Annotated in this window: 7 protein-coding genes; 5 read left to right on the forward strand and 2 right to left on the reverse strand. The window is 43.2% G+C overall.

From position 1 onward, the window contains the following. The 4 genes from ACTXGO_RS08045 to ACTXGO_RS08060 all read left to right on the forward strand — a co-directional run. The coding region (locus tag ACTXGO_RS08045; RefSeq protein WP_443573982.1) for a glutathione binding-like protein at window positions 1–353 on the forward strand (353 nt) is incomplete at its 5' end. A 193-nt stretch (window positions 354–546) separates the two neighbouring features. Then, window positions 547–1,599, forward strand: coding sequence for a bifunctional nicotinamide-nucleotide adenylyltransferase/Nudix hydroxylase (locus ACTXGO_RS08050; RefSeq protein WP_443573984.1), 1,053 nt, complete (start codon window positions 547–549; stop codon window positions 1,597–1,599). 166 nt (window positions 1,600–1,765) lie between these two features. Further along, on the forward strand, window positions 1,766–3,163 hold the full coding sequence (locus ACTXGO_RS08055; RefSeq protein WP_443573986.1) for a nicotinate phosphoribosyltransferase: 1,398 nt from the start codon (window positions 1,766–1,768) through the stop codon (window positions 3,161–3,163). Beyond that, entirely contained in the window at window positions 3,157–3,993 is an 837-nt protein-coding gene (locus tag ACTXGO_RS08060; RefSeq protein ID WP_443543316.1) for an SGNH/GDSL hydrolase family protein, read from the forward strand. The genes ACTXGO_RS08055 and ACTXGO_RS08060 overlap by 7 nt, the downstream gene beginning before the upstream one ends. Before the next feature lie 90 nt (window positions 3,994–4,083). Here ACTXGO_RS08060 and ACTXGO_RS08065 read toward each other — a convergent pair whose 3' ends face one another. After that, window positions 4,084–4,359, reverse strand: a complete 276-nt coding sequence (locus ACTXGO_RS08065; protein WP_317200566.1) for a type B 50S ribosomal protein L31 — start codon at window positions 4,357–4,359, stop codon at window positions 4,084–4,086. Between the two features lie 484 nt (window positions 4,360–4,843). Here ACTXGO_RS08065 and ACTXGO_RS08070 point away from each other — a divergent pair, with 484 nt between their 5' ends. Next, window positions 4,844–5,947, forward strand: a complete 1,104-nt coding sequence (locus ACTXGO_RS08070; RefSeq protein ID WP_443543314.1) for a GNAT family N-acetyltransferase — start codon at window positions 4,844–4,846, stop codon at window positions 5,945–5,947. 84 nt (window positions 5,948–6,031) lie between these two features. On the opposite strand, the gene ACTXGO_RS08075 is transcribed toward ACTXGO_RS08070, so the two are convergent. Next, the gene (locus ACTXGO_RS08075; protein WP_317200564.1) at window positions 6,032–6,469 is read right to left on the reverse strand and encodes a COG4315 family predicted lipoprotein; all 438 of its coding nucleotides are present in this window, start codon (window positions 6,467–6,469) and stop codon (window positions 6,032–6,034) included. Between the last annotated feature and the right edge of the window lie 320 nt (window positions 6,470–6,789).

A 6,789-nucleotide genomic window follows, 5' to 3' on the forward strand; every position in this document is an offset into this window, starting at 1 on the left:
AGTGGCTAGCATTTGTGAATGCTGATGTGCACAAAGCCTTTGCGCCACTCTTTGGACCTGATGGCTTCGTTGAAGGCAACTTGGCGCAAGAGGATCTAAAGAAAAATGCAAAAGAGAAGATTGCCCATCTTATGAGATTGCCAAACGAGCAATTGGGTAAACACGATTATTTAACGGGTACCAAAACCACTGCGGATGTTTATCTATACGTGACGCTAACGTGGGCGAAGAAGTTTGAGATTGATCTATCTAAGTACAGCAATCTAAACGGGTTTATCAAACGTATGGAGTCAGACGAAGGTTTGAGCGCTGTCATCGAGCAGCAAGGCTTAGATAAGATTGGGTCGCTATAAGTTATGTTATTTTAAGCAAATTCATAAGCCTTCTTTATTAAGTTAAAGAAGGCTTTTTTTTGTTTATAGTAAAAATCCAATGTCGTCAGCGTCACAAAACATCTTTACACTTGTCAGCCCCTAAGCGCTTGTGTCAGTATTAGCGTCATTGCAGGTACATACCAAAATCGTTTGTCGTAGGGAATTGGCGTTTATGAGTGCATCATTAGCAGACAGTACAGACAACAAGAATAATAAGCATTATAAATATCTAGTCTTTATCGGACGCTTCCAGCCCTTTCATTGCGGACATAAAGCCGTCGTGGATGAGGCGCTCAAACGCGCAGATAACGTCATCATGCTTATTGGTTCTGCTAATTTGCCGCGTAGCCTGCGTAACCCGTTTTCGGTGAGCGAGCGTACCGCTATGATCAAGGGCGCATACTCTGACAAGGATGCTGCGCGCATTCACTGCGTAGCCTTGGACGATGCGCTATACAATGACACACGCTGGCTCAAATATGTACAAGCGGGCGTGCGCTCAGTCACCCATGACTTGAACGCGGATATTGGCTTGATTGGTCATTCAAAAGACAGCTCTTCTTATTACTTGTCACTATTCCCCAATTGGGCGTCGGTCTCTGTACCCAATTACCATAATCTATCAGCGACACCTATTCGTGATAGCTATCTAATGGGCGCTATGCCAACGCCTGAGCGTACCCCTGATGCCACACGCGAGGTATTAAGCCAGTTTAAAAACACGGCTGAATATGAGCGCTTACATGAAGAAGCAGGCTTTATTGATAAGTATAAAAAACAGTGGGAATCTGCGCCGTACCCGCCGACCTTTATGACCGCAGATGCCTTAGTTGTGCAATCTGGACATATCTTACTCGTTGAGCGCCGTAGTATGCCAGGGCGCGGACTGTGGGCATTGCCAGGTGGGTTCTTGAACCCCAAAGAGACGCTATTTGATGCCTGTATCCGTGAGCTGCGCGAAGAGACGCGGCTCAAAGTGCCAGAACCAGTACTGCGCGGCTCTTTTCACAGTCAGCATACCTTTGATGATCCGTATCGCTCAGCGCGCGGTCGCACCATCACCCAAGCCTTTTATTTACAGCTCAAAAACGATGCCAAAGGCTTACCCAAAGTAAAAGGTAGCGATGATGCCGCTGCCGCATTTTGGCTACCATTAGCTGAGCTTGACGCGCAAATGATGTTTGAAGATCACTATGCCATTATCACCAAGATGGTTGGGCTTTGACGCTTTATTAGAAATATAGAAGGTTAGGTTCAAAGTATGCCCTTATTTTTGTGATATTGGTCTACATAACTTGTATAAGACGTAACCAGTTTCACCGCCTGCGCCGATAGACGGCAAAGGTTAATCGCCGCAACGCTGCGGCATTTCAAAGCAGAGGAGTTCTGTGATGTACACCAGTAATTTTAATAATTTAATCTTAAATTCAGACAGCTACAAAACCTCACACTGGCTACAATATCCGCCCGGTAGCGAGTACATGTCAAGCTATGTCGAAGCGCGTAGTGGCGATTACGATGTAGTGTTCTTTGGTTTGCAAGCCTTTATTAAAGAGTACTTGCAAACGCCTATTACCACCGCTCACATCGATGACGCTGAATTGGTGATTAAAGCCCATGGCTTACCTTTTAACCGATCAGGTTGGGAGCGTTTGGTTGACAAGCACGATGGACGACTACCGATACGTATTCAAGCCATCCCTGAAGGCAGTATCGTACCTGTGTCTAACGTCGTCTGCCAAATCGTCAATACTGACCCCGAGTTCTATTGGTTACCGAGCTATCTTGAGACTGCACTGCTACGCGCGATTTGGTACCCTTCAACCGTCGCCAGCTTATCTTATTATTGTAAGAACATTATCAAATCAGCGCTGGAAAAGTCCGCCGATAGCATAGAGGGTCTGCCGTTTAAGCTACATGACTTCGGTGCGCGCGGGGCGTCCAGCATGGAGACAGTCGCGTTAGGTAGCCTTGCCAATTTAGTGAACTTTTCAGGTACTGATAGCATGACCGCGTTGGTTGCAGCTAGCCGCTGGTACGGTATGGACAAAGATATGCCCGCCTTCTCTATTCCTGCCGCTGAGCACAGTACGATGACCGCTTGGGGACGCGAGCGCGAAACGCAGGCTTATGAGAATATGCTAGAGCAGTTCGGTGGAGACGGTAACTTAGTCGCTGTCGTCTCTGATAGTTATGATCTGTGGAATGCCATCGATAATATCTGGGGTGTCGCGCTCAAAGATAAAGTCGAGACCATGGGCGGCACTTTGGTTATACGTCCTGACAGCGGCGACCCTGCCAAAGTCGTGCGCGAAGCCTTGGAGCGCTTAGCGATAAAATTCGGTACGACGACTAATAGCAAAGGCTATAAAGTGCTGCCTGACTATGTGCGCCTCATTCAAGGCGATGGTATCAACCCGCAAAGCCTTGGCAAGATATTGGGTACGATAATGGAAGCGGGCTTTAGCGCGGACAATGTCACCTTTGGCATGGGCGGCGGTCTGCTACAACAAGTCACCCGCGATACTATGAGCTGGGCGATGAAAGCCAGTGCAATCTGTATTGACGGCGCGTGGATGGATATCTTTAAAGATCCAATTACCAGTCGCTCAAAACGCTCTAAAAAAGGTCGATTGGCTCTGATAAAGAGTGATAATAACCAGCTTACCACTATTAAAGAAGATGCCTTGGCAAATTCTGCTGATAACCTACTCCAAGATGTATTCGTCGATGGTCAACTATTAATCGATGATACTCTAGTCACTATTCGAGGACGTACAGGATGGTAGCCTCTATCAATAAAAAAACGACTGGCAAAATCACTGCCGCCGCAAAAGATGTGCTGCTTGCGCCAATCTATCTATACCAAGGCAGTAAAGTAAAGCGCGATACGGTGCGTTTGCCAGAACCTGAAGGTGAGCGTCATGGATCTGTTTCACTACATAGTATTGAGGATAGCGTGTTGCCTGCGCTCAATCTCATGCTCGTTGGTGACTCTGCTGCCGCAGGCGTCGGTAGCCAAACGCAAGCGGATGCCTTAATAGGTAAACTAATACCAGCGTTGCAAGACCAATCAATAATCCAAGCCATGTTCGGTGTACTTAACTGGGCAGTGCAAGCTACCACAGGACATACCAGCTTTGATATTTTGCGTAGGTTGTATGTCCTGCCGACTCCAAGCCAGTCTGTAGACGTCATGGTATTAAGTGTCGGCGTTAATGACACCACATCCAACATCTCTGAGCGCAAGTGGCAACAGCAACTCGAGGAGATCATCGCTATTGCTCAGCGTAAATTTGGCGTGCAGACTTTGATATTCTCAAGCCTACCACCGATGGCAAAGATGCCTGCCCTGCCTATGCCACTCAACGGCTATGTCGGTGCAAAATCTGACAAGCTCGATCGGATATTACAGCAAGTATGCGACAAGCATAGCGATGTGCACTATATGGCAGCAGACTTTGCTCGTATGGCTAAAGAGTATGGCAACGGCAAACCTATAGATAGCAAAGCTATGTTTGCAAGCGACGGCTTTCATCCTAGCAGCCTAACATATGGTTACTGGGCGCTACAGTTAAGCGATCTGATCAGTGAGTTGCTTAACGATTCAAAGACTTAGGCAGGCGTTAAAGTGATAGTGTTAAATAAACAAGCATAAAAAAACCGCTGAATATTCAGCGGTTTTTTTGTTTTGGATATTAAATCAAAATTACTCAGCAGCATCAGCTTTTTTAGCACGGCCACCGAATGCACCAAAACGCTTGTTAAAGCTAGCAACACGACCTTCAGTTGAGCTTTTACGCTGCTCGCCTGTATAGAACGGATGTGATGCACTTGAGATATCAAGTGGGTAGTATGGGTATTCTACACCCTCATACTCGCGCGTGGTTTTAGTCTTCGCCGTAGAACGGGTCAAAAAATACACGTCGGCATTAGTGTCATGAAACAGTACTTCTTGGTAATTGGGATGGATATCTGCACGCATAATAAACTCTCTAGGTCCGATGTATGTATAAGCTGTTGCTATAAAAGCGCTACATACGTAACTGAGGCACTAAGCACATTGGTAATGCTGGCAATTGTGTCACTGGCTTATTCCAGCACCCAACACCACATCACAGCTCTCTTAGCCTATCCCCAGCGGGAAAATGAAGCAGCGATTTTAACGGTTTTTGCCATTCTTTGCAAGGTACTGCTGAAAAACTACATCTGTTAGATTCGCTCCGTAGAGAATAAAATTATGTTCTGATAATGAAAAACGTACTTGTTTAACCTGGTAAATAAAACATGCTTTTGGATAATTTTTCTTTTCTTACCACAAATACAACTCAAACAATCATCAATTCAAAACAAACATTTCTCTGAAGCTTGTGTATATATTCGTTTATTGATATATTATATATTCGTTAATTAGAATATATAAGTATTAATGACATATTGCATTGCTTAGCTCTAAGGGAGATAACGAAATGAACAAAATAGTAGTTAGTTTTAGAGATATTGATGAAAAATGGGACCAAGATATTTTAAATTATAGATTTGATATTTACCATTTGTCTGGTTGGATTAATAATTCGGCACCTATGGATGGCGGGCAGGCTCAAGGGATTGTTGCTGAATACAAGAACAAAAAGCTTTTTTTACCTATTATTATTAGAAACATTGACAGTGAATATTGGGATGCCACTTCTACATATGGCTATTGCTGTCCCTTAATTGATGACACTTTAACTGATGTCGAAACGAACATGATTTTAAAAGAGGTCAAACAGTTCTTATACAAAGTAGGATGCGTCTCCCTATTTATGAGATTGCATCCAGTGATCAGCCAAAAATGGACCCCTTCTATTGGTAGCTCCTTTACTCACGGTGTGACGCTCATGTCCGACCTGACGAAGACTGAAGCTGAACATTGGGCAGAGACTCAAAACCAACATCGTAGAGGCATTAAAAAGGCGTTGAAGATGGATGTAACTACTAAAATTGAGCAGTTAGATGATAGAAATATTGATACCTTCTCAAAGATATATAAAGAAACAATGACACATGTTAATGCAGATGAGTATTATTTCTTTGATGATAGTTACTTTGATGGTTTATCAAAAAACCTTGGTCATAGACTATTATTGATCACAGCTTATAAAGATGGTCACGCCATTGCCTCATCCATTTATACTTGCTGTAAAGAGTCGGGCATTATGCAGTTTCATTTAGGTGGCACTGTTAGTGAATATCGACATTTACAACCCTCTAAACTTATCACTCACGTGGCACGCGAGTGGGGTCGCCAAAATAACTATAAGATACTGCATTTAGGCGGCGGTGTTGGTAGCAACCTAGATACTTTGTATGAATATAAAAAAGGATTTAGCTCTCAATCGTTGCTATTTAAAACCTACAGATTAGTGATTAACCAAGATAAATACGACGATTTGGTAGATGGTGCTGGATTTGATAACAGCGAGCTTGATTCAGACTTTTTTCCTTTATATCGACAAGTTGCTGCTCAGAAAGTACAACCTGTTGAAGAGGTCGCTGAAGTAGTCGAAGAAGATATGGCTGAGGTTGCATAACTACTCGTATCAGCAAAAAAGCAGCCAATATAGTGGCTGCTTTTTTATGTTTATAAATAGACTCAGACTGTATTTAGCTAAAGATTACTTAGTGCGGACAATGTGCCAGACGCCGCCTTTATTATCGCCATCTTTATCGCCGACTTTAGTGTCGTTGGCGTAGAAATATAAGGGTTTGCCATTCATGGCCCACTGATAACTGCCGTCTTCGCGCTGAAATGCTGCAAATTGACCAGAAGCTTTAGCATTACTAGGTGCCATAAGGGCCGGCCAAGCGACCATGCAGACAGAGCCACATTCTGATTTGTTTGCCATCGTATCTTTATCATAAGTATACAAAGTCATGTAGTCTTTTGAATCGACCAACATACCGCCTCTACTGGTTACAGGCGCCATGTTGCTACTAGTGGCTTTTACTTCATGCATACCTGAGTCATCATTGCCGATGACACTTTTAAGTGTCGTACAACCAGTCAAGGTAAGCACACCTGTTAACGCTGACAACATTATAATATTTTTCATTGTTATATCCTTGTGATCTAAAATTTGATTTGAATATCCATATAGTGCTCTGTCCAACACGCTCACAAGGAGTACTTAGTAGCACTCCTTTTTTTGAAGTTACTTATTTTAAAGTTACGTGTTTTTGCCAAGTAAATATAGCATGTCTGTTTAGTCAATCAATTATGTACGCTTATAAAATTACAAAACTATCTCAAAAGCGATTTCCTCATATAATTACCACACGCCTATTATCTGTAGTGTAGAGATCAAAAATCTTATATCACACGTAAAAAAATAAACATCTTTCTGCTTAGATATTCATATTTCTTATTTATGTA

Source organism: Psychrobacter sp. T6-1 (genome assembly GCF_052258445.1).

What these genes read in the sequence shown, in the direction of transcription:
- ACTXGO_RS08050 (WP_443573984.1), top strand. Translation starts at nt 547, where the DNA reads ATGAGTGCATCATTAGCAGACAGTACAGACAACAAGAATAATAAGCAT.
- ACTXGO_RS08065 (WP_317200566.1), bottom strand. Translation starts at nt 4,359, where the DNA reads ATGCGTGCAGATATCCATCCCAATTACCAAGAAGTACTGTTTCATGAC.
- ACTXGO_RS08055 (WP_443573986.1), top strand. Translation starts at nt 1,766, where the DNA reads ATGTACACCAGTAATTTTAATAATTTAATCTTAAATTCAGACAGCTAC.
- ACTXGO_RS08075 (WP_317200564.1), bottom strand. Translation starts at nt 6,469, where the DNA reads ATGAAAAATATTATAATGTTGTCAGCGTTAACAGGTGTGCTTACCTTG.
- ACTXGO_RS08070 (WP_443543314.1), top strand. Translation starts at nt 4,844, where the DNA reads ATGAACAAAATAGTAGTTAGTTTTAGAGATATTGATGAAAAATGGGAC.
- ACTXGO_RS08060 (WP_443543316.1), top strand. Translation starts at nt 3,157, where the DNA reads ATGGTAGCCTCTATCAATAAAAAAACGACTGGCAAAATCACTGCCGCC.